The sequence below is a fragment of the Salinicoccus sp. CNSTN-B1 genome (assembly GCF_054792835.1).
Map to the genome: position 1 here is coordinate 963,522 of NZ_JBTWMN010000004.1, position 22,085 is coordinate 985,606.

General features: G+C 47.3%; 13 protein-coding genes, 25 tRNA genes, 3 rRNA genes and 3 pseudogenes. 41 read left to right on the plus strand and 3 right to left on the minus strand.

Features of this window, described 5'->3' with window-relative positions:
• The first annotated feature begins 12 nt into the window (after positions 1-12).
• On the plus strand, positions 13-453 hold the full coding sequence (gene perR, locus ACYF68_RS05680) for a peroxide-responsive transcriptional repressor PerR (RefSeq protein WP_461045714.1): 441 nt from the start codon (positions 13-15) through the stop codon (positions 451-453).
• Between the two features lie 25 nt (positions 454-478).
• Here perR and ACYF68_RS05685 read toward each other — a convergent pair whose 3' ends face one another.
• A complete protein-coding gene (locus ACYF68_RS05685) occupies positions 479-886 on the minus strand; it encodes a DUF2614 family zinc ribbon-containing protein (RefSeq protein WP_461045715.1) in 408 nt (135 codons plus the stop codon).
• Between the two features lie 412 nt (positions 887-1,298).
• On the opposite strand from ACYF68_RS05685, the gene ACYF68_RS05690 reads away from it, so the two are divergent.
• From ACYF68_RS05690 to ACYF68_RS05885, 40 genes and pseudogenes are all read left to right on the plus strand, one after another.
• A 16S ribosomal RNA gene (locus tag ACYF68_RS05690) occupies positions 1,299-2,847 on the plus strand.
• A gap of 133 nt (positions 2,848-2,980) precedes the next feature.
• Positions 2,981-3,057: transfer RNA gene (locus ACYF68_RS05695), tRNA-Ile, on the plus strand.
• A gap of 343 nt (positions 3,058-3,400) precedes the next feature.
• Positions 3,401-6,275, plus strand: a 23S ribosomal RNA gene (locus ACYF68_RS05700).
• Positions 6,276-6,363: 88 nt separating this feature from the next.
• Positions 6,364-6,478, plus strand: a 5S ribosomal RNA gene (gene rrf, locus ACYF68_RS05705).
• Together the 16S, 23S and 5S rRNA genes with 25 tRNA genes alongside form the textbook arrangement of a ribosomal RNA operon.
• Before the next feature lie 34 nt (positions 6,479-6,512).
• A tRNA-Val gene (locus tag ACYF68_RS05710) sits at positions 6,513-6,588 on the plus strand.
• Positions 6,589-6,597: 9 nt separating this feature from the next.
• A tRNA-Thr gene (locus ACYF68_RS05715) sits at positions 6,598-6,673 on the plus strand.
• Positions 6,674-6,689: 16 nt separating this feature from the next.
• Positions 6,690-6,762: transfer RNA gene (locus tag ACYF68_RS05720), tRNA-Lys, on the plus strand.
• Between the two features lie 6 nt (positions 6,763-6,768).
• Positions 6,769-6,850, plus strand: a tRNA-Leu gene (locus ACYF68_RS05725).
• A gap of 6 nt (positions 6,851-6,856) precedes the next feature.
• Positions 6,857-6,931, plus strand: a tRNA-Gly gene (locus ACYF68_RS05730).
• 11 nt (positions 6,932-6,942) lie between these two features.
• A tRNA-Leu gene (locus ACYF68_RS05735) sits at positions 6,943-7,031 on the plus strand.
• Positions 7,032-7,046: 15 nt separating this feature from the next.
• Positions 7,047-7,120: transfer RNA gene (locus ACYF68_RS05740), tRNA-Arg, on the plus strand.
• Positions 7,121-7,131: 11 nt separating this feature from the next.
• Positions 7,132-7,205, plus strand: a tRNA-Pro gene (locus ACYF68_RS05745).
• Positions 7,206-7,217: 12 nt separating this feature from the next.
• Positions 7,218-7,299: transfer RNA gene (locus ACYF68_RS05750), tRNA-Leu, on the plus strand.
• A gap of 112 nt (positions 7,300-7,411) precedes the next feature.
• A tRNA-Met gene (locus ACYF68_RS05755) sits at positions 7,412-7,485 on the plus strand.
• 4 nt (positions 7,486-7,489) lie between these two features.
• A tRNA-Ile gene (locus tag ACYF68_RS05760) sits at positions 7,490-7,566 on the plus strand.
• Positions 7,567-7,590: 24 nt separating this feature from the next.
• A tRNA-Ser gene (locus tag ACYF68_RS05765) sits at positions 7,591-7,683 on the plus strand.
• An 18-nt stretch (positions 7,684-7,701) separates the two neighbouring features.
• Positions 7,702-7,775: transfer RNA gene (locus tag ACYF68_RS05770), tRNA-Met, on the plus strand.
• Between the two features lie 10 nt (positions 7,776-7,785).
• Positions 7,786-7,861: transfer RNA gene (locus ACYF68_RS05775), tRNA-Asp, on the plus strand.
• A gap of 14 nt (positions 7,862-7,875) precedes the next feature.
• Positions 7,876-7,951, plus strand: a tRNA-Phe gene (locus tag ACYF68_RS05780).
• Positions 7,952-7,967: 16 nt separating this feature from the next.
• Positions 7,968-8,043, plus strand: a tRNA-Thr gene (locus ACYF68_RS05785).
• Positions 8,044-8,059: 16 nt separating this feature from the next.
• Positions 8,060-8,139, plus strand: a tRNA-Tyr gene (locus ACYF68_RS05790).
• A gap of 7 nt (positions 8,140-8,146) precedes the next feature.
• A tRNA-Trp gene (locus ACYF68_RS05795) sits at positions 8,147-8,220 on the plus strand.
• A 2-nt stretch (positions 8,221-8,222) separates the two neighbouring features.
• Positions 8,223-8,298: transfer RNA gene (locus tag ACYF68_RS05800), tRNA-His, on the plus strand.
• A gap of 4 nt (positions 8,299-8,302) precedes the next feature.
• Positions 8,303-8,374: transfer RNA gene (locus tag ACYF68_RS05805), tRNA-Gln, on the plus strand.
• 6 nt (positions 8,375-8,380) lie between these two features.
• Positions 8,381-8,454, plus strand: a tRNA-Cys gene (locus tag ACYF68_RS05810).
• A gap of 11 nt (positions 8,455-8,465) precedes the next feature.
• Positions 8,466-8,540: transfer RNA gene (locus ACYF68_RS05815), tRNA-OTHER, on the plus strand.
• A gap of 58 nt (positions 8,541-8,598) precedes the next feature.
• Positions 8,599-8,673: transfer RNA gene (locus ACYF68_RS05820), tRNA-OTHER, on the plus strand.
• Positions 8,674-8,688: 15 nt separating this feature from the next.
• Positions 8,689-8,773 (plus strand) — tRNA-Leu (locus ACYF68_RS05825).
• A 571-nt stretch (positions 8,774-9,344) separates the two neighbouring features.
• Positions 9,345-9,782 (plus strand): YceI family protein, encoded by a 438-nt coding sequence (locus ACYF68_RS05830; RefSeq protein WP_461045717.1) that lies wholly within the window; start codon positions 9,345-9,347, stop codon positions 9,780-9,782.
• On the plus strand, positions 9,719-9,874 hold the full coding sequence (locus ACYF68_RS05835) for a YceI family protein (protein WP_461045719.1): 156 nt from the start codon (positions 9,719-9,721) through the stop codon (positions 9,872-9,874). Before ACYF68_RS05830 ends, ACYF68_RS05835 begins: the two co-directional genes overlap by 64 nt.
• 119 nt (positions 9,875-9,993) lie before the next feature.
• The gene (locus ACYF68_RS05840) at positions 9,994-10,647 is read left to right on the plus strand and encodes an HD domain-containing protein (RefSeq protein WP_461045720.1); all 654 of its coding nucleotides are present in this window, start codon (positions 9,994-9,996) and stop codon (positions 10,645-10,647) included.
• Between the two features lie 82 nt (positions 10,648-10,729).
• Entirely contained in the window at positions 10,730-11,986 is a 1,257-nt protein-coding gene (locus tag ACYF68_RS05845) for a D-serine ammonia-lyase (protein WP_461045722.1), read from the plus strand.
• 84 nt (positions 11,987-12,070) lie between these two features.
• On the plus strand, positions 12,071-13,201 hold the full coding sequence (queG, locus tag ACYF68_RS05850) for a tRNA epoxyqueuosine(34) reductase QueG (protein ID WP_461045724.1): 1,131 nt from the start codon (positions 12,071-12,073) through the stop codon (positions 13,199-13,201).
• Positions 13,202-13,210: 9 nt separating this feature from the next.
• Positions 13,211-13,681, plus strand: coding sequence for a tRNA (uridine(34)/cytosine(34)/5-carboxymethylaminomethyluridine(34)-2'-O)-methyltransferase TrmL (gene trmL / locus ACYF68_RS05855; protein WP_461045726.1), 471 nt, complete (start codon positions 13,211-13,213; stop codon positions 13,679-13,681).
• Between the two features lie 10 nt (positions 13,682-13,691).
• Positions 13,692-14,428 (plus strand): annotated as a pseudogene (gene nfsA, locus ACYF68_RS05860) (oxygen-insensitive NADPH nitroreductase).
• Between the two features lie 307 nt (positions 14,429-14,735).
• Positions 14,736-15,329: a 6-phosphogluconolactonase gene (locus ACYF68_RS05865; RefSeq protein WP_461045728.1), complete on the plus strand. Its 594-nt coding sequence runs from the start codon at positions 14,736-14,738 to the stop codon at positions 15,327-15,329.
• An 8-nt stretch (positions 15,330-15,337) separates the two neighbouring features.
• Positions 15,338-15,532, plus strand: coding sequence for an SAS053 family DNA gyrase inhibitor (locus tag ACYF68_RS05870; RefSeq protein WP_461045730.1), 195 nt, complete (start codon positions 15,338-15,340; stop codon positions 15,530-15,532).
• 67 nt (positions 15,533-15,599) lie between these two features.
• Entirely contained in the window at positions 15,600-16,988 is a 1,389-nt protein-coding gene (fumC, locus tag ACYF68_RS05875) for a class II fumarate hydratase (RefSeq protein WP_461045732.1), read from the plus strand.
• Positions 16,989-16,998: 10 nt separating this feature from the next.
• Positions 16,999-18,527, plus strand: a pseudogene (ppx, locus tag ACYF68_RS05880) (exopolyphosphatase).
• A 37-nt stretch (positions 18,528-18,564) separates the two neighbouring features.
• Positions 18,565-20,684 (plus strand): annotated as a pseudogene (locus ACYF68_RS05885) (RNA degradosome polyphosphate kinase).
• A 57-nt stretch (positions 20,685-20,741) separates the two neighbouring features.
• Here the strand turns inward: ACYF68_RS05885 and ACYF68_RS05890 are convergent.
• The gene (locus ACYF68_RS05890) at positions 20,742-21,569 is read right to left on the minus strand and encodes an RluA family pseudouridine synthase (protein WP_461045734.1); all 828 of its coding nucleotides are present in this window, start codon (positions 21,567-21,569) and stop codon (positions 20,742-20,744) included.
• A complete protein-coding gene (locus tag ACYF68_RS05895) occupies positions 21,566-22,075 on the minus strand; it encodes a thioredoxin family protein (protein ID WP_461045735.1) in 510 nt (169 codons plus the stop codon). Before ACYF68_RS05895 ends, ACYF68_RS05890 begins: the two co-directional genes overlap by 4 nt.
• Positions 22,076-22,085: the final 10 nt, after the last annotated feature.

Consider the following 22,085-nt stretch of genomic DNA (forward strand, 5'->3'; position numbering starts at 1 on the left):
GAAGGTATCAATATGAAAATGATGGATGCCCATGATCGATTTACCGAGTCGATCAACGCGCTGAAAGAGACTGGCGTCAGAATAACGCCTCAAAGAAAATCAGTGCTCAAGTATATGATTGAAACTGAAGATCACCCGACTGCTGATGATATTTTCAAAGCGCTGTCGAATGAATATCCCAATATGAGCGTTGCAACCATATATAACAATTTGAAGTTGTTCAAGGAAACGGGGCTTGTCAAAGAACTTACTTACGGAGATTCCTCGAGCAGATTTGATTTCATCACAGATACGCATTATCACATCATCTGCAGTGAATGCGGAAAGATCACCGATTTCCATTATCCGGGGCTCGAAGAGGTCGAACACTTGGCAGGGTCGGTCACATCTTATGATGTAAGCCACCATAGACTCGAAATATACGGCACTTGCCCGGAATGTAGGAAAGCATAGATGAAATGCAAAAAGACGAGCTGGCTTATGCCTGCTCGTCTTTTTGTATGTCTCCGCCTTGCTTTTTCTCTTCAATTGCCTTTTCTCTACGGTGGGGGACGTTGTAGTCGAGGCTGAAATCCTCGCCTTCAAGTTCCTTATCTACTGTGAGCGGTTCTTTGCAGTGCTGGCAGAAGTCCACATGCCCAAGTATCTTCGTATGCTTTTCGCAATTCGGACATTGAACTGTGAGCGCACGTGTACTGATCATACCGACCCAGAAGTAGATCGCAAAACTTAAGAGTATAGGCAGCAGTCCTACAAAGAGGAATATGCCAAAGAGCCAAGGTATGGTTCTGAAGAACACCCCAGCGTACATGATAATCATACCTATGAATATCAAGGCCAATGCATAGCCTCTTATCCTTAAGATTTTATTGCCTTGTTTTTTCATATACTTATTCACCTCTGAAATTCATTATATACAACTTGAGCCTTTTATGATAATCTAATATTTAGCATTTGGTGAACAAGTTGTGAGTAAAAAAAGATTTAAAAAAGTTTTTGAAAATCGTTGACACCAATTGCGTATATTGCTATGATATAAAAGTCGCTGATTTGAACGGCGCTGAACAGAGCGCTAAAGCAATAAAACATTAATTTCAAAAAAATAATCGAAAGTGTAAAACTTACCGTTGATTATTTCAAAGATATGATGTAACATTGTAAAAGTCAGTTCGAAACAACTAACAAAGAGAACATTGAAAACTGAATGACAATATGTCAACGTTAATTCCAATAAAACCGGATGGTATAACCATTCAACTTGGGCGACAAGTAAAACCGCAACGAGTCAGAGCACTCCAATTATGGAGAGTTTGATCCTGGCTCAGGATGAACGCTGGCGGCGTGCCTAATACATGCAAGTCGAACGCGCAGCCCCGGAGCTTGCTCCGGGTTCTGCGAGTGGCGGACGGGTGAGTAACACGTAGGCAACCTACCCATCAGACTGGGATAACCGCGGGAAACCGTGGCTAATACCGGATGATCCTGATCCCCGCAGGGGGATGAGTTGAAAGGCGGTCTTTGACTGCCACTGATGGATGGGCCTGCGGCGCATTAGCTAGTTGGTGGGGTAAGGGCCCACCAAGGCGACGATGCGTAGCCGACCTGAGAGGGTGATCGGCCACACTGGGACTGAGACACGGCCCAGACTCTACGGGAGGCAGCAGTAGGGAATCTTCCGCAATGGACGCAAGTCTGACGGAGCAACGCCGCGTGAGTGAAGAAGGGTTTCGGCTCGTAAAACTCTGTTGTCAGGGAAGAACGCCGGTGGGAGTAACTGTCCATCGGGTGACGGTACCTGACCAGAAAGCCACGGCTAACTACGTGCCAGCAGCCGCGGTAATACGTAGGTGGCAAGCGTTATCCGGAATTATTGGGCGTAAAGCGCGCGTAGGCGGTTCGTTAAGTCTGATGTGAAAGCCCCCGGCTCAACCGGGAGGGTCATTGGAAACTGGCGAACTTGAGTGCAGAAGAGGAGAGTGGAATTCCATGTGTAGCGGTGAAATGCGCAGAGATATGGAGGAACACCAGTGGCGAAGGCGGCTCTCTGGCCTGCAACTGACGCTGATGTGCGAAAGCGTGGGGATCAAACAGGATTAGATACCCTGGTAGTCCACGCCGTAAACGATGAGTGCTAAGTGTTAGGGGGTTTCCGCCCCTTAGTGCTGCAGCAAACGCATTAAGCACTCCGCCTGGGGAGTACGGCCGCAAGGCTGAAACTCAAAGGAATTGACGGGACCCGCACAAGCGGTGGAGCATGTGGTTTAATTCGAAGCAACGCGAAGAACCTTACCAAATCTTGACATCCTCTGACCGCCATGGAGACATGGCTTCCCTTCGGGCAGAGTGACAGGTGGTGCATGGTTGTCGTCAGCTCGTGTCGTGAGATGTTGGGTTAAGTCCCGCAACGAGCGCAACCCTTATCATTAGTTGCCAGCATTCAGTTGGGCACTCTAGTGAGACTGCCGGTGACAAACCGGAGGAAGGTGGGGATGACGTCAAATCATCATGCCCCTTATGATTTGGGCTACACACGTGCTACAATGGACAGGTTACAAAGGGCAGCTACGCCGCGAGGCCAAGCGAATCCCATAAAACTGTTCTCAGTTCGGATTGGAGTCTGCAACTCGACTCCATGAAGCTGGAATCGCTAGTAATCGTGGATCAGAATGCCACGGTGAATACGTTCCCGGGTCTTGTACACACCGCCCGTCACACCACGGAAGTCGGTAACACCTGAAGCCGGTGGGCCAACCTTTATGGAGGCAGCCGTCGAAGGTGGGACCGATGACTGGGGTGAAGTCGTAACAAGGTAGCCGTATCGGAAGGTGCGGCTGGATCACCTCCTTTCTAAGGAATATTACGGAACGTCCCTTATGGGACGGCGGAATTGGCGTTTGACATATTGTATTCAGTTTTGAATGTTTTCAAGCTTTTCATTGAATTGGAAGTTACATTCATATATATACCGTAAGTAATGAATGGGCCTATAGCTCAGCTGGTTAGAGCGCACGCCTGATAAGCGTGAGGTCGGTGGTTCGAGTCCACTTAGGCCCACCATTCAGTTTTTTACGGGGCTTAGCTCAGCTGGGAGAGCGCCTGCTTTGCACGCAGGAGGTCAGCGGTTCGATCCCGCTAGTCTCCACCATTTATTTAAAACTTTGCACATTGAAAACCGTATAGAAGCAATGCGAAAAATGATTTTAACCGAAATCAAGCGTAGAAACCGAGAACTGAAGAGTTCATAAAAACACGCGTTGTGTCGCAAGAAAGCGAAAGTGGATGTTCATCCTCGTATGATTTTTGATGGGTGGCTGCAGGATCCTGATCCTGCAAGACGCACAGAAAATCACGAGAGGATATACACTGCAGCTGGACTGGGACACACTCACAAATTCATTGCGATTAAGTAATGAAGGGCGCACGGTGGATGCCTTGGCACCAAGAGCCGATGAAGGACGGAACCAACACCGATATGCTTTGGGGAGCTGTAAGTAAGCGTTGAACCAAAGATTTCCGAATGGGGGAACCCCGCACATTAGTGCGACTTTCAGGTGAATACATAGCCTGAGAGAGGTAGACCCGGGGAACTGAAACATCTTAGTACCCGGAGGAAGAGAAAGAAAAATCGATTCCCTGAGTAGCGGCGAGCGAAACGGGAAGAGCCCAAACCAGTCTTTGACTGGGGTTGTAGGACACCGAAAAAGCAGAGAGAAGCGAGCAGAAGCGACTGGAAAGTCGCACCATAGGGGGTAACAGTCCCGTATGCGAAGTTTTGATCTGTGGCGGTGTATCCTGAGTACGGCGGAACACGAGAAATTCCGTCGGAAACTGGGAGGACCATCTCCCAAGGCTAAATACTTCTTGGTGACCGATAGTGAACCAGTACCGTGAGGGAAAGGTGAAAAGCACCCCGGAAGGGGAGTGAAATAGAACCTGAAACCGTGTGCTTACAAGTAGTCAGAGCCCGTTAATGGGTGATGGCGTGCCTTTTGTAGAATGAACCGGCGAGTTGTGATTGCATGCGAGGTTAAGCAGCGAATGTGGAGCCGTAGCGAAAGCGAGTCTGAATAGGGCGTCTAGTATGGGGTTGCAGACCCGAAACCAGGTGATCTACCCATGTCCAGGCTGAAGTCCAGGTAACACTGGATGGAGGGCCGAACCGACTTACGTTGAAAAGTGACCGGATGAGGTGTGGGTAGCGGAGAAATTCCAATCGAACCTGGAGATAGCTGGTTCTCTCCGAAATATATTTAGGTATAGCCTCGTGTTAGCATCGTGGAGGTAGAGCACTGTTTGGACGAGGGGCCCATCCCGGGTTACCGAATTCAGACAAACTCCGAATGCCACCTATGTGATGCACGGGAGTCAGACAGCGGGTGATAAGGTCCGTTGTCGAGAGGGAAACAGCCCAGACCACCAGTTAAGGTCCCAAAATATATGTTGAGTGGAAAAGGATGTGGCGTTGCACAGACAACTAGCATGTTGGCTTAGAAGCAGCCATCATTTAAAGAGTGCGTAATAGCTCACTAGTCAAGTGACGCTGCGCCGAAAATGTACCGGGGCTAAACATATTACCGAAACTGTGGATCAATTATATTGATGGTAGGAGAGCGTTCCGATTGCAGCGAAGCATGATCGTGAGGACATGTGGAGCGATCGGAAGTGAGAATGCCGGTGTGAGTAGCGAAAGACGGGTGAGAATCCCGTCCACCGAACGACTAAGGTTTCCAGAGGAAGGCTCGTCCGCTCTGGGTTAGTCGGGACCTAAGCCAGGCGAAACTGCGTAGGCGATGGATAACAGGTAGAAATTCCTGTACCGGTGATGTGTGTTTGAGCGATGTGGTGACGCAGGAGGAGAAGCAGAGCGTGCGGAAGGAAGAGCACGTCCAAGCATCGAGTCGTCAGGGTAGGCAAATCCGCCCTGTGTAACGACGAGATGTGATGGGGAGCCGAAAATAGTAGGCGAAGCTGTGGGTTCACACTGCCAAGAAAACCCGCTAGTGAATACATTACCGCCCGTACCGCAAACCGACACAGGTAGTTGGGAAGAGAATTCTAAGGTGAGCGAGCGAACTCTCGTTAAGGAACTCGGCAAAATGACCCCGTAACTTCGGGAGAAGGGGTGCTCATGAAAATGAGCCGCAGTGAATAGGCCCAAGCGACTGTTTATCAAAAACACAGGTCTCTGCCAAACCGAAAGGTGACGTATAGGGGCTGACGCCTGCCCGGTGCTGGAAGGTTAAGAGGAGCGCTCAGCGTAAGCGAAGGTGCGAATCGAAGCCCCAGTAAACGGCGGCCGTAACTATAACGGTCCTAAGGTAGCGAAATTCCTTGTCAGGTAAGTTCTGACCCGCACGAAAGGCGTAACGATTTGGGCACTGTCTCAACGAGAGGCTCGGTGAAATCATAGTACCTGTGAAGATGCAGGTTACCCGCGACAGGACGGAAAGACCCCGTGGAGCTTTACTGTAGCCTGATATTGAACCTCGACCTCACTTGTACAGGATAGGTGGGAGCCGTTGATGCGTGGACGCCAGTCTACGTGGAGGCACTGGTGGGATACCACCCTGGTGATGTTGAGATTCTAACCCGCACCCGTAATCCGGGTGGAGACAGTGTCAGGTGGACAGTTTGACTGGGGCGGTCGCCTCCTAAAGAGTAACGGAGGCGCTCAAAGGTTCCCTCAGAATGGTTGGAAATCATTCATAGAGTGTAAAGGTATAAGGGAGCTTGACTGCGAGACAGACACGTCGAGCAGGGTCGAAAGACGGACTTAGTGATCCGGTGGTTCCGCATGGAAGGGCCATCGCTCAACGGATAAAAGCTACCCCGGGGATAACAGGCTTATCTCCCCCAAGAGTTCACATCGACGGGGAGGTTTGGCACCTCGATGTCGGCTCATCGCATCCTGGGGCTGTAGTCGGTCCCAAGGGTTGGGCTGTTCGCCCATTAAAGCGGTACGCGAGCTGGGTTCAGAACGTCGTGAGACAGTTCGGTCCCTATCCGTCGTGGGCGTAGGAAATTTGAGAGGCGCTGTCCTTAGTACGAGAGGACCGGGATGGACATACCACTGGTGTACCAGTTGTCGTGCCAACGGCATCGCTGGGTAGCTATGTATGGTCGGGATAAGTGCTGAAAGCATCTAAGCATGAAGCCCCCCTCAAGATGAGATTTCCCCATTAGATCCCTCAGAGATGATGAGGTAGATAGGTTCGGCGTGTAAGTGTGGCGACACATTGAGCGGACGAATACTAATCGATCGATGACTTATTCAAATGAAGAAAACCGTGTATGGTCTTCTACGCAACGCATTGCTTCTATCCGGTTTTGAATGTCCAAGGGGCATTCAAGCATTCCATATTGTCCGGTGGCAATCGCGGAGAGGTTCCACCTGTTCCCATGCCGAACACAGCAGTTAAGCTCTCCAGCGCCGATGGTAGTTGGACTGACGTCCCGTGAGAGTAGGACGCCGCCGGGCAGTATTTGGAAATGCAGAATGAAAAATGATTTGAGGAGAATTAGCTCAGCTGGGAGAGCATCTGCCTTACAAGCAGAGGGTCGGCGGTTCGAACCCGTCATTCTCCACCATTTTAATAAGCCGCTCTAGCTCAATTGGCAGAGCAACTGACTTGTAATCAGTAGGTTGGGGGTTCGATTCCTCTGGGCGGCACCATTTTTTGAAATATCTTGAGCCATTAGCTCAGTTGGTAGAGCATCTGACTTTTAATCAGAGGGTCAGAGGTTCGAATCCTCTATGGCTCATGACTTGCGGGTGTGGCGGAACTGGCAGACGCACTAGATTTAGGATCTAGCGCCTTCGGGCGTGGGGGTTCGACTCCCTTCACCCGCATCATCAGCGGAAGTAGTTCAGTGGTAGAACACCACCTTGCCAAGGTGGGGGTCGCGGGTTCGAATCCCGTCTTCCGCTCCATTGTTTAGTTCGCCGGGGTGGCGGAACTGGCAGACGCACAGGACTTAAAATCCTGCGGTAAGTAATTACCGTACCGGTTCGATTCCGGTCCTCGGCACCAGTATAAATATCATATGCGCCCGTAGCTCAATTGGATAGAGCGCTTGACTACGGATCAGGAGGCTAGGGGTTCGAATCCTCTCGGGCGCGCTTTAAAAAAACGGGAAGTAGCTCAGCTTGGTAGAGCACTTGGTTTGGGACCAAGGGGTCGCAGGTTCGAATCCTGTCTTCCCGACTCTTATTAAATGCGGGTGTGGCGGAACTGGCAGACGCACTAGAATCAGGGTCTAGCGCCTTCGGGCGTGGGGGTTCGACTCCCTTCACCCGCACTTACACAGATTATATGGGGCTTAGCTCAGCTGGGAGAGCGCCTGCTTTGCACGCAGGAGGTCAGCGGTTCGATCCCGCTAGTCTCCACCATTTATTCTAATATGTTATTATGGCGGTGTAGCTCAGCTGGCTAGAGCGTACGGTTCATACCCGTGAGGTCGGGGGTTCGATCCCCTCCGCCGCTATATTGGACCTTTAGCTCAGTTGGTCAGAGCAAACGGCTCATAACCGTTGGGTCGCAGGTTCGAGTCCTGCAAGGTCCACCATGTTTTAATTGCATAGTTTCATACGGAGGAATACCCAAGTCTGGCTGAAGGGATCGGTCTTGAAAACCGACAGGGGCTTCATCGCCCGCGGGGGTTCGAATCCCTCTTCCTCCGCCATTTTTATTATTCTATTATCGCGGGATGGAGCAGTTCGGTAGCTCGTCGGGCTCATAACCCGGAGGTCGGTGGTTCAAATCCACCTCCCGCAATTATTTAAGTGGTCCCGTGGTGTAGCGGTTAACATGCCTGCCTGTCACGCAGGAGATCGCGGGTTCGATTCCCGTCGGGACCGCCATTTTAAATTTAAGTGGTTCAGTAGCTCAGTCGGTAGAGCATGTGATTGAAGCTCACAGTGTCGGCGGTTCGATTCCGTCCTGAACCACCATTTGTTATGTTGTGGCGCCGCTCTAGCTCAATTGGCAGAGCAACTGACTTGTAATCAGTAGGTTGGGGGTTCGATTCCTCTGGGCGGCACCATCATATATATAAGCGTGGAGGGGTAGCGAAGTGGCTAAACGCGGCGGACTGTAAATCCGCTCCTTCGGGTTCGGCAGTTCGAATCTGCCCCCTCCATATATTTAGGGGTATAGTTCAATGGTAGAATGAAGGTCTCCAAAACCTTAGATGTGGGTTCAATTCCTACTACCCCTGCCATGGCGGTTGTGGTGAAGTGGTTAACACACCGGATTGTGGTTCCGGCATTCGTGGGTTCGATCCCCATCAGCCGCCCCATTATTGGGCTGTCGCCAAGCGGTAAGGCAACGGTTTTTGGTACCGTCATGCACAGGTTCGAATCCTGTCAGCCCAGCTTTAGGGCACCATAGCCAAGTGGTAAGGCCGAGGACTGCAAATCCTCTATCACCGGTTCAAATCCGGTTGGTGCCTCCATAATTTACTAAGCGGAAGTAGTTCAGTGCTTAGAACATGCTTCTTCCTGAAGCAAGACATAGGTTCAAATCCTATCTTCCGCTCCATTTTGTATTCTGATTCCGTATCGATCGGGATATTGCATCAAAAAACAATTCAATATTTGCGGAAGTAGTTCAGTGCTCAGAACATGCTTCTTCCTGAAGCAAGACATAGGTTCAAATCCTATCTTCCGCTCCATTAAAATAATACTGGGCCACCGTGGCGGAATTGGCAGACGCGCTGGACTCAAAATCCAGTTCCCATTGCGGGAGTGCCGGTTCGATCCCGGCCGGTGGTATAATCGATTAATCAAATAATGTGATTTTAGTACGCGCTGCGAGCGGCCGGATGAAACATTTCATTCGACCGCTATTTTTATGGTTGAAATTAAAGGAGAAGGTATTACGATTAGCAAGAATAAACCAAAGAACATTGCAACAACAGTAAAAGAAGTACTGGCAAGACGATAAAGTAAGTTGTCAGCCAACAGTAAAGGGCTAGAGAAGTCCTACATTCACAACACCATTTATAAGATCTTTTGTTTAACGGCTTGTGCCGTAAGACAGGAGATCTTTTTATATCATCATATAAAATTTGGGTCGATATCCTCTTGATAGTGAAGCTGTTCAAGACTCAACAAGTTGTGGCTACACTAACACTTCAGAATCCATCCATTCATTAATTCCATTCTTGAAAGTGTTTGATGTGGGGAATATAGGGAAGAACTTAGCAACACTGAAATTAATAGGAGTTGTAATATGAGGTTCTTCCTCTTCTTTATATTTTAGGGTTGCATTTATATGGAGTATGAAGTATATTCATATTATCTCGAATTAAAGATAATTTTTACTACATGGAGGTAATTGACAATGACAGTTTATGTATCTGACCAAACGCATTCAGAAGTTGCATTTCAAGTTAAGCATATGATGGTATCAAAAGTAAGGGGAGGCTTCGAGAACTTCCATTTCGAAATCGAAACTGAAAATCTGGAAACTTTTAAGGATGCGAGCCTATATGCTGAAATTCAAACAGAAAGCATCAATACTAAAAATACTTCACGTGATGAACACCTAAGGTCCGAAGATTTCTTCAACGCTGAAAAGAATCCGAAGATCACGTTCCAGTCCAAAAGTATAAGTAAATCTGGTGATACCGTTTCAGTTACTGGGGATGTTACGCTGAATGGTGTTACAAAAGAGAAGACGATAGAACTTGAGTATAATGGCAAGGCGATGGACCCTTGGGCAACGAAGTGCACGGTATCCAAAGTGAGTTCGTCATCAACCGTGAAGAGTTCGGTCTGAGCTGGAACCAGAAATTGGAAACAGGCGGCGTCATGGTAGGTAAGGAAGTTAAAGCGATGGTTGAACTCGAGTTTACGGAAAAGACAGAATAGTATTATTCTATAAAAGCCTCTATGAATTCATAGAGGCTTTTATTAATGCTTTTTATAACCAGCAGCTCAAGTGCTATAATTGGGGCATCTGGTTTACGATGTATACATATGGAGGCTCGATGATGGATAACGAGAGGATTATTGAAGAAGCAAAGGCTATGGTGGGTGAATTTCATGGAGATGATGTGACGGGACATGATTACTGGCATGTGATGCGCGTCTACAATAATGCATGTATGCTGCAGTCGAAAGAGGGTGGAGACCTTTTTACAATCCAGATTGCAGCATTGTTCCATGATATGATCGACTATAAAATGACAGATGATGAAGGCCGAGAGTTGAAACGCATAAAAACTTTCCTAAGGGAGCATGGTGTTGCGCAAGGCACGATTGATAAAATCATCCATGCTATGCAGGCTGTATCTTTCAAGGGAGGAAGCAACCCTGTAGAGGTTGAGAGCATTGAAGATGCCATCGTTCAGGATGCAGACCGCCTCGATGCATTGGGCGCAATCGGCATTGCACGTACGATGGTTTTTGGAGGCAGTAAAAACCACAAGCTCCATGATCCAAAAATGCATGCCAGAGAAAATTTGACTTTCGAACAGTACAGTAAAGAAGATAATACTATAATCAATCATTTCTATGAAAAACTGCTAAAATTAAAAGGTTTGATGCATACCAGATTAGCCAAGCTGCAAGCTGAAAAAAGACATCAATTCATGGAAAGATATCTTGAACAATTCTATAATGAATGGGATGGAAAGCTCTGAATTCGTGTCATAGTTTGAACAGGGAGAAGAGTCAAAAGAAGGGAGAGGATGAATTGGAGACCAAGTATACATTAGCAGAGCAATGGCCGCTTATAACAGAAATATCACGGAAAAAGAAGTCTTCTGGGAAAATCCACTGTATGGGAAAACCGTTGAAGCACCTCAAGATTTTAATCTGACCCTTGAAGACATCAGGGAAGCAGATGCACGGCTGCGACGATTTGCACCGTTTATACAAAAAGCCTTTGACGAGACTGTGAAGGATAATGGAATCATCGAATCACCATTGGTGCGGGTTGATCGGTTCAAAGCCCACCTGGAGGAAGAGTTTCAGAAGACGATCAGGGGATCGTGTTTCATTAAAGCGGATAATGCTCTGACGGTATCTGGTTCTGTTAAAGCACGTGGCGGCATCTATGAAGTATTGAAGTATGCAGAGGAATTGGCGGTAAATGAAGGGTTGATTGGATTGGATGGAGATTACAGCCTCTTCTCTTCTGAGACATTCAAGAAATTCTTTTCAGACTACACAATCATCTGTGGTTCGACTGGAAATCTTGGACTGAGCATCGGCATCATCAGTGCGGCACTTGGCTTCAAAGTGACGATCCATATGTCGAGTGATGCAAAACAGTGGAAGAAAGATCTTTTAAGGGAACATGGCGCTGAAGTCGTCGAACATGAGGATGACTACAGCAAAGCTGTGGATGTGGGGCGTCAGGCGGCAATTTCCGATAAGAATAGCTATTTCGTAGATGACGAAAATTCAAAACCACTCTTTACGGGCTATGCAGTGGCTGCACTGCGCCTGCAGAAGCAACTGGATGAGGCGGGCATTACTGTAGATGAAAAGCATCCTTTATATGTTTATCTGCCGTGTGGTGTCGGGAGTGCACCAGGCGGCATCAGCTTCGGTCTCAAACAAGTCTATGGCCAACATGTCCATCCGGTGTTCGCTGAGCCTGTAGCGGCCCCCAGCATGCTTTTAGGAGTGATGACGGGACGGCACGATGCATTGTCGGTAAGAGACATCGGATTGGATAATATCACGATAGCGGATGGGCTTGCTGTGGGCAGGCCATCGAAATTCATCGGCAAGCTCATGGAGAATCAGATCCATTCCTTCTATACCGTTGCAGACGAGCAGTTGTACCGGCTGCTAGCAATGGCCTACGATACTGAAGGGGTCAAGGCTGAGCCATCTGCGGCAGCAAGCTTTATGGGCCCTCTCAGAACGGCTGTCGAAGAAGAGGGCGCAACGCATGTTTTGTGGTGTACCGGAGGAAGCATGGTGCCTGAAGAAGTGTGGCAATCCGATTATCAACAAGGAAAAATATAGATAGTCCAGGGTTGTGGCCAACGTCCGTCTGATAGTATAATGTCAATCGGTATAATAACGTGGTCGAAGAAAGCAGGTGACGAGATGGACCGTGTTGAATTTAAGGAAAAAGTCATTGAGTATGCCCATTCCATCGGCATTGATGATATCGGATTCACCCATACCGAGCCGTTTGTGGAATATAGGGAGAAGTTGATTGATTATCACGAGAAAGGTTTCGAATCAGGGTTTGAAAAAGGCTCCATAGAGGAGCGGACGAATCCTGATCGCACATTGCGTTCAGGGCGCAGCATAATCTCCATCGCCGTGGGGTACCCGAACAGACTTCCGAATGCACCCAAAAGTAAAAAGGGGGAGCGGCGGGGTATGTTCGCCCGCGCATCATGGGGGATGGACTACCATACTTTGCTCAATTCAAGGCTTGAAAAGCTGGAAGCCTATATAAAATCCATCGACGCTTCAATCGAATGCAACTCGATGGTCGATACCGGAGTGTTAAGTGACCGCGAAGTGGCACGGCGAAGTGGTCTTGGTTTCATAGGGAAGAATGGCTTCGTCATAAATCCCACACTCGGAACGTATACTTATCTTGGCGAGATGATCACCAGTTTTCCTTTTCCACCAGATGAAGAATTGATCGATTCTTGTGGAGACTGCAATATCTGCGTGGATAGATGCCCTACAGGTGCCCTTGTCGGAAATGGGCAGCTGAATTCAAAAAAGTGCATTTCTTTCCTGACACAGACGAAAGGCTTCCTGCCTGATGAATACCGCGGTAAGATCGGCAACAGGCTGTATGGCTGCGATACATGTCAGCAGGTATGTCCCCGTAATAAAGGCATCAATACGGACCATCATGATGATATTGTACTGGAACCTGAAATATTGAAACCTGAACTTACTGGACTCCTTGAAATATCAAACAGGGATTTCAAGGAGACATACGGTCACCTTGCGGGAACCTGGCGCGGCAAGAAACCCATACAACGCAATGCGATCATAGCACTGGCACATTTCAAGGAAGTGTCGGCTGTAGATGTATTGAAGCGTGTAGCGGAAAATGACCCACGCCCTGTAATCAAAGGGACTGCCTACTGGGCGATAGGCCGCATACTGGAAAACGATGCACTTGGCTACATTGGGGAAAGGTTTAAAATAGAGACGGACGAGACAGTAAAGGAAGAGATGCTAAAAGGCATCCAAGAAAGCGCTTAGGAGGAACATATGGCAAACCATATCGTATTATATCAACCCCAGATCCCGAACAATACGGGCAACATAGGAAGGACTTGTGCAGCAACGGGTTCGACACTGCATCTGATCCATCCACTCGGCTTTTCAACGGACGATAAAATGCTGAAGCGGGCCGGCCTCGACTATTGGCCGCATATTAATGTCGTCCACCATGATTCGGCAGAAGCATTTTTTGAAGCGACCGAGGGGAACTATTACCTGCTTACGAAATTTGCGACAAAACCTTATACGGATGTGGACTTTTCGAATGATGACGAGGCCCACTATTTCATTTTCGGCCGGGAGACGACAGGTCTGCCCGATTGGCTCAAAGAGCAGTATGGCGATAGTGCCCTGAGAGTCCCGATAACAGATAAGGTGAGGTCTTTAAATTTGGCAAATACAGCGGCAATCCTTATATATGAAGCATTGAGGCAACAAGGTTTTCCGCATATAAACTAGGAGGAGAAGAATGAATTCAGTTACCGAGCTACTGCAGGCGCACAGATCGATCAGGAAATTTAAGGAGGCGCCCCTGGATCAAGAGACGATACGGGAGTTGGTGAAATCTGCGCAGGCGGCGAGTACATCCAGCTATGTGCAGGCCTACAGCATCCTGGGTGTCACCGATAAGGAGAAGAAAGCGGCTTTACGGGCGATCAGCACCCAACCGTACGTGGAGGATAATGGCCATCTATTTGTATTTCTAGTCGATTATCACCGTCATGTCGAACTGTCAAAAGACAAAGGGACGCCGATTTCGCACGATAAGACGGAACAATTTGTTGTAGGTGTCGTCGATGCCTCCCTTGCAGCCCAGAATCTTGCTGTGGCGGCGGAAAGCATGGGACTTGGCATGTGTTATATCGGTTCACTGCGAAATGATATGGCGGAGGTCATAGAAATACTTGAACTGCCTGAAGGCGTATTTCCAGTTTTCGGCATGGTAGTCGGTTACCCGGATCATGAGGGCAGTCAGAAAGAACGTCTGCCTTTTGAAGCGGTCTATCATGAAAATACCTATACGCCGACGGCAAAAGTGAAGCCGGAGATCGATGCTTACGATGAGAGGATAAGCAGTTATTATGAAGCCCGTACCGGGGAGAACGTCGAGACAGCTGGAGTGACCAGGTGATCGGCATGCTCGGCAAAAAGCAACGGCTTGATGTGGATGCTGTCGTCAAGAGACAAGGCTTTCTCGGTCAATAAAAAAAGCAGGCCATGCTATGCATGACCTGCTTTGAACTTAACTTAGTTTTTCTTCACCGTCATCCTTATATCCATATTCGGATTCACGGCTTGAAGAAAGAATGGCAGTGATAAAGGACATACTGACCATCAATATCAGAAATGCTTTCATAATTAGCGCCTCCTATATTTCCATACATGATAACATTATAAACCATCCAGAAGAAAGAAAAAAGCTGAAAAGGGATAATTTTTGTTAGAATCCCCGCCCACCAGGGTAGAATAATATAGATGTTTAAAAAAACGGAGAAAACCGGGAGGAATTTATATGGCAATGAATTTTAAGATATTCAAGGACAAGACATTGGTAAGCGACTATATTGCAGACATCGTAAGAAAGCAGATCCATAACAACCCGACAAGCGTCCTTGGACTTGAGATGAACGAAGAACTGGACGAAAGCTATGAAAAACTGGTTGAAGAATCCAAAATACATCCAGCAAACTATGCTCAAGTGTATATCGTCACCATCAATAAGGATGGCAATGCAGAAGTATTCAATGACTTGGATATTCCTGAGAATCAACTGAAGATGGAAGGCACCAAAGATTCGATGAAGGCAGTCCTTGACGATAAGAAGCAGGCAAACCTTACAGTATTATCCATCGGCGCCAATAAAAAGGTAGGGTATAGCGGTTCCGAAGGGAACGATCAGCTGTTCGAATCGAGGGAGATGGTGCTTGTCGCAACAGGAAACGATAAGGCCAAGGCTGTGAGAGATTTATACGACGCGGCAGAGAACGGCCAGGAAGATTTCGCCAAGGTGAAGAAGCACCGCATGGTGACGGTAGTCATGGATTCGGAAGCGGCGTCCCAGCTTGACCGTGATATCGTCGACTACTACACATCAGAATTTGCATAAGGTGGGGTATGATGAAAAGAGATGAAGAAGTGGATTATAGGAAAGATATCGAACCCGAAAGCAATGAGATGACAGAGGATATGGAAGATGTGAAAGCACTGGGAAAAGAAATGGAACAGATTTCCCAAAATGAAGATTATCCGATCGATTCCTCGAACGATGAAACACACGAAGAAGACTTAGATGATGAAAATAATGGATAACTGATGAATCCTTCTGTAAATTAGTATAAAATATTCTATGAATACTAATTTTCAGGAGGTTTTTTAATTGTCATACAGAATAGAAAAAGATACAATCGGCGAAATTAAAGTTCAAAGTGACAAATATTGGGGTGCACAGACAGAAAGAAGCAAGCAGAATTTCCCGGTAGGAAAAGAAAAAATGCCTATTGAGGTCATTACAGCATTTGCACACCTCAAAAAAGCTGCGGCAGTTTCCAACCATGCACTCGGCAAACTTTCCGAAAATAAAAAAGAAGCGATCATCCACGCGTGCGATAAAGTAATCAATCGTGAACTGGATGACCATTTCCCTCTTGTAGTATGGCAGACTGGAAGCGGCACCCAGAGTAACATGAACGTCAATGAAGTCGTCAGCTATGTCGCGAATGAATATCTATCTGAAAAGGGTGTGGACGAAAAGGTCCACCCGAACGATGATGTCAACAAATCCCAAAGCTCCAACGACACATATCCAACGGCAATGCATGTCGCCCTCTATCAATCTGTAGAGGAACAGCTCATACCTGCCCTCGAGGGTCTTAAAAAGACATTCAAGGAAAAAGAAGAGCAATTTGAAGACATAATCAAAATCGGACGTACGCATCTGCAGGATGCCACTCCATTGACATTGGGCCAGGAAATCAGTGGCTGGAGATACATGCTCGAAAAGTGTGAGGCACTGATCGGTGAATCCAAAAATCAAATCAGAAACCTTGCAATCGGTGGTACGGCTGTAGGTACAGGCATCAACGCCCACCCTGAATTCGGCGACCGTGTAGCAAAGGAAATCTCCAAGCAGACTGGTTATGAGTTCGTCTCCTCCCCAAATAAATTCCATGCTTTGACGGCGCATGACGAAGTAGTCTATCTCCATGGTGCATTGAAGGCATTGGCGGCAGACCTCATGAAGATAGCGAATGATGTCAGATGGCTTGCCTCCGGCCCACGCGCTGGAATAGCCGAAATCGAAATCCCTGCGAATGAACCGGGTTCATCAATCATGCCGGGTAAAGTCAATCCGACACAGTCCGAGATGCTGACGATGGTGGCAGTACAAGTCTTCGGCAATGATTCGGCAGTCGGGTTTGCAGCCTCCCAAGGTAACTTCGAGCTGAACGTATTCAAGCCGGTCATCCTTTATAATACACTGCAGTCCATCTATCTGCTTGCAGACGGCATGCAGACATTCAACGATAATTGTGCTGTCGGAATAGAACCGATCGAAGAGAACATCAATAAATTCCTAAACAATTCTCTTATGCTGGTCACGGCGCTGAACCCACATATCGGGTACGAAAATGCTGCGAAAATCGCCAAAAATGCCCATGAAAAAGGCTTGACCCTCAAAGAGTCCGCAATTGAATCCGGACATCTGACCGAAGCTCAATTCGACGAATGGATCAAGCCAGAAGAGATGACCCAATCCAAAGATTAGGAGACTGTATATGATGAAGAGAATTGGACTTGTGGATATCGGATCTAATACTGTACGCCTTGTATTGTTTGAATATGATGAGGAGACCGGTCTTAAAGAGCTCCAGAATATCAAGACACCTGCCCGGTTGGCGTGGTACCTCGATGAGGACAAAGTCATGGCAGAAGAAGGGATCGATAACCTCATTTCCATCCTGAAGAGTTTCCAGCTGATCAGTGAAAAATACAGCGTCAAGGAAATCCATCCGGTCGCAACGGCGGCCATCAGACAGTCCGTCAACGTGGACGACATACTCGAACGGGTAAAATCAGAAGTCGGTATGGAAATCAAAGTCATCACTGGCAAGGAAGAGGCATTCTACGGCTATCATGCAGTGGTCCATACCATTAGCAACATGGACGGCCTCATCATCGACATCGGTGGGGGAGTACTGAGCTGACATATTTTGAGAATAAGGAGCTTATCCATTCGGTCAGCCTCCCATTCGGTGTCGTAACATTGAAAAGCATGTTTTTTGATGATAAGAAGCACAACGATGAAGAGGCGTTGGAAGAGACGGAAAAGTATGTAAAAAAGCAGCTTAAATCGATCAAGTGGCTTTCAAAGCGTAAAGTACCAATACTTGCGATCGGAGGAAGTGCACGTAATATAGCACGTATCCACCAGTCTTCAACCAATTACCCCATTGCGGGCGTCCACGGCTACTCCATGGACCGGAATGATCTACAGGATGTATACGATCTTCTTGAGAACACAAAGGAAGATGATCTAGATGACATCGATGGGTTGAGTAAGGATCGTAGCGACATCATCCTGCCGAGTACCATCGTCTTCAAATCACTTTATGATATCTCAAGAGCCCAGGAATTCAAGTTCAGCAGGCAGGGGATACGGGAAGGTCTGGCGATGTCCATGATTACCAGAGACTACCCGGCGGCCTTTAATAAATACCATATTTTCAGGGATTCATTGAAGGAACTTGCCAGTGATTTCCAGATCGATTTCGAGGAAGGGAAGAAACGCCAGGAGATCACTGAACGCCTTTATCATGAATTGGAGCGGTATGATTTCATCTCCATCAGCAGACATGAGAAATACCTGATGAAGAATGCTGCATATATTTTCTATCTCGGGTCGTTCATCGACCGGGATGCGACAAGTCAGCACACCTACTATCTGATCTCAAACAGCAACATCAACGGCATTGTCCATAGAGACCGGGTGAAGCTGGCTCTGCTTGCAAGCTTCAAGAACAAGACGCTCCTGAAGTTCTTTGCGGATGAATCCGGATGGTTCAATAGCGAGGAAATGAGCATTCTCATGAAGCTCGGCAGCATATTGAAGTTTGCGAATGCCCTGAACATCTCGAACACAAGCATTGTAGAGGATCTTTATCTGGATGATGAAGAAGATGATATGACTCTCACAATCAAATATAAAGGGGATCCGATTGCAGAAGAGTACCAGGCAGCGAGACAGAAGAAGCATATCGAAAAGATTATGGATGGGCATCTGGAAATCAAATTCATAGAAGCATGATAACCAGTTTCATCTTAGAGGAAGTAGGAGAATAGTAATGACATATCGATTGAACAATAAAGAATACTACAACAATCGAGAGCTCAGTTGGCTCAGCTTCAACTACCGGGTGATTGAAGAGGCAGAGGACGATACGAACCCGCTACTTGAAAAGCTGAAGTTCCTGGCAATTACAAGTTCAAATCTGGATGAATTCTTCATGGTACGTGTTGCAGGGCTGAAAGACCAGGTAAAGATGGATTATCATGAACCGGATACCAAGACGCAGATGACGCCTGGCGAACAGCTCAAGGGCATCAGTGATATGAACAGGCGGAACTGCGATGCCCAGTATGCCATCTTTCATCGTCTGATGAAGGAACTGGAAGGCTATGACATCATCCTGAAGCGTCCGGATGAACTCCCGCATCATCTGCAGGAAGAACTCGGAACGATATTCAGAAATGAAATATTCCCTTCCCTTACTCCTCTCGGAATGGATGCCTATCGGCCCTTCCCCAAATTGATGAATAAGAAAATCAATATCTTCGTCAACCTTTCGAATGAATTGGGTGATCAGACCGCCATCGTCCAACTGCCGACTGTTATCCGCAGGTTTTATGAACTTAAGGAAGGGGACAGAACCTATATTGTCCTGACTGAAGATATCATTGAACAGCACATCAGTGAATTGTTCAGAGGTTATAGGATTGAACGGACCTTCCCGTTTAGGATTACGCGCAATGCGGACCTGACCATCCATGAAGAAGGGGCTGCCGATCTCCTGATAGAGATTGAGCGTTTCCTGAAGGAACGGACAAAAGGAGCAGCTGTCAGGCTAGAGATAGACACAAGCAAGGACGATTCCATCAATGGCTCTTTTCTGAAAAATGAATTGAATCTCGAGGAGCAGGATGTATATAGGTTCAATGGGCCGTTGGATCTGACTTTCTTGTTTGAACTGACAGCAAAATTTAAGGAGCGCCATCCCAATCTTGCATACCCGCCATTCGTGCCGCAGGAACCGAAATTCCTTGCAGGGGAGAACATCTACAAGCGTGCCCTGAAAAAAGATGTCTTCCTACATCATCCTTTTGAAAGCTTCCAACGATTGTAGATTTCATGCGTGAGGCGGCAGAGAACCCGGATGTCCTTGCGATTAAACAGACACTCTATCGGGTCTCGAGCGATTCTCCGGTGATTGAAGCATTGAAGCATGCGGCTGAAAACGGTAAGCAGGTGACAGTGCTTGTAGAGTTGAAGGCGCGATTCGATGAAGAGAATAATGTCCAGTGGGCAAAAGAACTTGAAGATGCCGGATGCCACGTCATCTACGGCATGAATTTCCTGAAGACCCACAGTAAAATAACTTTAGTGGTCAAAAGAGTCAAAGGCAGGTTGATTCGCTATGTCCACCTTGGCACAGGGAACTATAATGATTCCACTGCGAGACTCTACACTGATATGGGGTTGATCACAACGGACGAGGATATAGGGAATGATGCGATCAACTTCTTCAACTATCTCAGCGGCTACTCCCTAAAGCCCGATTACCAATCGCTCCATGTCGCTCCATTTGAAATCCGGGATCTATTCGCGGATCATATCGATAAAGAGATCGAACTGCATCGGACACACGGTAAAGGCTATATATTCGCCAAAATGAACTCTCTTACAGATAAGAAGATCATCAACAAGCTCCTTCAGGCTTCCCAAGAGGGTGTGAAAGTAGATCTGGTGGTGCGGGGCATATGTTGCCTCAAACCGGGGATAAAAGATGTCAGCGACAACATCAGAGTGGTGAGCATCGTCGGCAGGTTCCTCGAGCATTCCAGAATCTATTATTTCAACCATAATGGGGAAGGTAAGATGTTTTTATCTTCTGCTGATATGATGACGCGGAATATGATCAAGCGCGTGGAAATATTGTTCCCAGTCAAAGATCCAGCAATCATCGAAGAGATCAAAGCGATTGCCAGGCTGTATCTGATGGATAACATCAAAGCGCGCAGCCAACGTCCTGATGGCACTTATGTATATGTTGAAAACGAACATCCTCCCATCAGTGCCCAAGTGGAATTGATGCGCCGCGCTGAAAGAAGCGGTCGCGAACAGATCATCCAACATGAAAATCAGTTGTTGCTCAAGGTAAAGGATCGTTTCAGAAGACGGAAATGAAATGGAACAGGCAAAAAAAGACCTTCACCCCAAGAAATTACGGGGTGAAGGTCTTTTTTACAATGTCTTTCTATCGAGTTCCACGCGCACGGTTTTTTGAAGCAGGGGGTGGGTGAATTCGATTCTGTAGCTGAAGAGCTGCAGGTCTCTAAGCGTCGAGTTCCCGTACAGGGGGTCACCGATGACTGGGGAGCCGATATGTGCCAGATGTACTCTGATCTGGTGGGTACGGCCCGTCTCCAATTCAATTTCAAGTTCGCAATAATCCGGTGTAACATGCGACTTGGTGATATGGGTCACCGCTTCTTTCCCTTTATCAGTAACATGGTATTTATTGCGCTCTTTCGGATTTTTGGCTATCGGGGCACTGATGGTCTGTCTTTCAATCAACCTTTTTGTATCAATGCGTGCAATATAAGTCCTTTTGATTTCACGTTCACTCAACATATGGTCAAGCATCTTCTTGACTAAAGGGTGCTTGGCGACAAGGAGGACGCCCTTGGTTTCCTGGTCAAGACGATGGACCGGTTCGAGGTAGTCGGCATCCAGAGTATAGATGGCATGGTTCATCAGTGTATTGGTCTCAGACATCTCATTCGGATGTGTCTTGACGCCGCGAGGCTTGAAGAGTACAGCAAGATAACGGTCTTCATATAAAACATCACATGTCCGATAGCTTGGCTTGTACTGGCTTTTGGAACCGTCATCCGGAAGGACGACTACATCTTTTGAGTGGATAGGTGAATTGAGTCGGGCTGGTTCGCCATTTAGCGTTATATCTTTCGACATGCGCAGCAAATGAAGTTCTTTTTTAGGTACATGAAGGGTCTTCAGCATTTCTTCAAGTGTAGACCCGTCAAAATTCTCATGTATTGTGAATTTCATCTAATTGTCCCTGTCATTTCTTCAATGAATGATTTATAGTCATCAGAGTTTCCTGGATTACCATAGAGGCGATCGACTTCTTTGCCATCTTCAAAATAGATGAGGGTCGGTGTGCCTTCAATTTCAAATTCCGACCAGGCTGCATCATATTCCGAGACATTCAGTTGCGTGACTTCTGCATCCGTCTGTTCAAATGCATCCGCCAAAAATGGCGTGGCTGCGATGCAGTGGACACATGTCGGGCTCCATAGATAGACGAACGCGCTATCCTCTTCTTCTATAATCTTCTTCGTTTCATCGAAAGTTTTATTGAAGTGGTAATTCTCATCATCCAACTTGTCGATGGTTGCGCCTTCAAGCTCCTCTGGCTCCAGGTCCGTATAGGGGTAGTAGCCGGAATCGCTGATTTTATCGGGATCATTTGAAGCACTGTTCATAAATATGAAGATGCCGGCAAACGCCACGATGATAAGTGCTATAATGCCGTAGAATATTTTATTCCCCATGGTTCAGTCT